The organism is Nocardia sp. AB354 (genome assembly GCF_049538315.1).
Taxonomy (GTDB): domain Bacteria; phylum Actinomycetota; class Actinomycetes; order Mycobacteriales; family Mycobacteriaceae; genus Nocardia; species Nocardia nova.
In genome coordinates, this window is the sequence record NZ_JBMVFU010000062.1 from 1 (window position 1) to 1647 (window position 1647).

Genomic DNA, 1647 nt, shown 5'->3' on the forward strand with positions numbered 1-1647 from the left:
AGGCCGCGAGCGGGTCAAGGTCGTCGAACGCGAGGACATGCTGCGCGCCAGCGCGTGACCAGCGCCGACAGCACGAAAGGAACCATCGATGACCACCATCGACCCTGCGATCGCCGACACCGAGCGGATCCGAGACACACTGCGCACCGTCGAGGACCCCGAAATTCACCGTCCCATCACCGATTTGGGCATGGTGAGCGACATTTCGGTGGGCGACGGACACGTCACCGTCACGATACTGCTCACCGTCTCGGGCTGTCCGATGCGCAACCGGATCGAGCACGACGTCAGCACCGCAATTACGGCCTTGCCCGATATCCACTCGGTCACAGTGCAATTCGCGACGATGAGCGACGAGCAACGTAGCCGGCTGCGACAGCAACTGCGCGGCGGCGAACCGGATATCCCGTTCGCAGATCCCGGCTCGCGTACCCGCGTCTACTGCATAGCCTCGGGCAAGGGCGGTGTCGGAAAGTCCAGTGTCACAGTCAATCTCGCCGTCGCGCTGGCCCGGAAAGGTATTCGGGTCGGGGTCCTCGACGCCGATATCCACGGCCATTCACTCCCCGGAATGCTCGGCTGCACCGCGGCGCCGACCCAGGTCGATCGGATGATCATGCCGCCGCGCAGCTACGGTGTGAAGCTCATATCGATCGCGATGTTCGTCGACGGCAACGAGCCGGTCGTGTGGCGCGGCCCGATGGTGCATCGCGCCCTGCGGCAGTTCCTGGCCGACGTCTATTGGGGCGAACTCGACGTGCTGCTGATCGACCTGCCACCCGGCACCGGTGATATCGCGATATCGCTGGCACAGCTCGTCCCCGAGGCAGAGATCGTGCTCGTCACCACGCCTGCCCAGACCGCCGCCGCCATCGCCGAGCGTGCCGGAATGCTCGCGTCGAAAACCGGTCAGCGCGTACTCGGCGTGGTGGAGAACATGTCCTGGTTCGACACCCCGGATGGCACCCGGCTCACACCGTTCGGTTCCGGGGGTGGTGCAGCAGCAGCGCGGCGCCTGACGGTGCGGCTGCGTCGGCCGTGTCCGGTCCTCGCACAGATCCCGTTCGACCCGGTTGTCGGCACCGCCGGCGATCGCGGCATACCGACAGTCGCAGCCGACCCACATTCCGCTGCGGCACAAGCCTTCTCCGATCTCGCCACACGATTGGTCGCGCAGCCCCGCGGCCTTCGCGGCCGCAAGCTCGTAATAGCCGTCGTGCCGTGAAATCGTCCGAATCGCAGAAACACCCAGGTCGGTATCACCCTCGGTGCGACGCATCACCAAAGGCACCAGCCCAGCACACCGGACCACCAGTCCGCCCGCCGCGGTGGCGGCCGAGTGGCCGCCGGTAGACCGGCCACTCCGTGAACCCCTGACGTATACCCACCGCGGCTCCTCGGCTCGGTCGTCGAAGTCCTCGCCGTGCTACCCGCGATCTCCGGACTCAAACGTGCCCACCGAGAGTCCCGGCGTCGTCGCGGTGGAGGCCTGCCGCGCCGCAGCGGTTGGGGTTCACGCCTACTGCTACGGCGGGCACGCCATGAGCGGTGAAATCTCAGGTCAATGCGCGCAGGCGTGGGGCGAGGTCGCGTGCGAACAGATCCAGGAAACGACGCTGATCGTGGCCCGGGGCGTGGAAGACCAGA

At 66.6% G+C, this 1647-nt stretch carries 1 protein-coding gene and 1 pseudogene; one reads left to right on the top strand and one right to left on the bottom strand.

The features are described 5' to 3' along the window. The first annotated feature begins 88 nt into the window (after positions 1 to 88). Positions 89 to 1225, top strand: a complete 1137-nt coding sequence (locus ACPCUW_RS35080) for an Mrp/NBP35 family ATP-binding protein (RefSeq protein WP_423429687.1) — start codon at positions 89 to 91, stop codon at positions 1223 to 1225. Between the two features lie 331 nt (positions 1226 to 1556). Here the strand turns inward: ACPCUW_RS35080 and ACPCUW_RS35085 are convergent. Beyond that, a pseudogene (locus ACPCUW_RS35085) lies at positions 1557 to 1647 on the bottom strand (F420-dependent glucose-6-phosphate dehydrogenase); the annotation flags it as partial.

Bases quoted from the DNA above. Each gene is read 5' to 3' on its own strand.
- ACPCUW_RS35080 (WP_423429687.1), top strand. From the start codon at position 89: ATGACCACCATCGACCCTGCGATCGCCGACACCGAGCGGATCCGAGAC.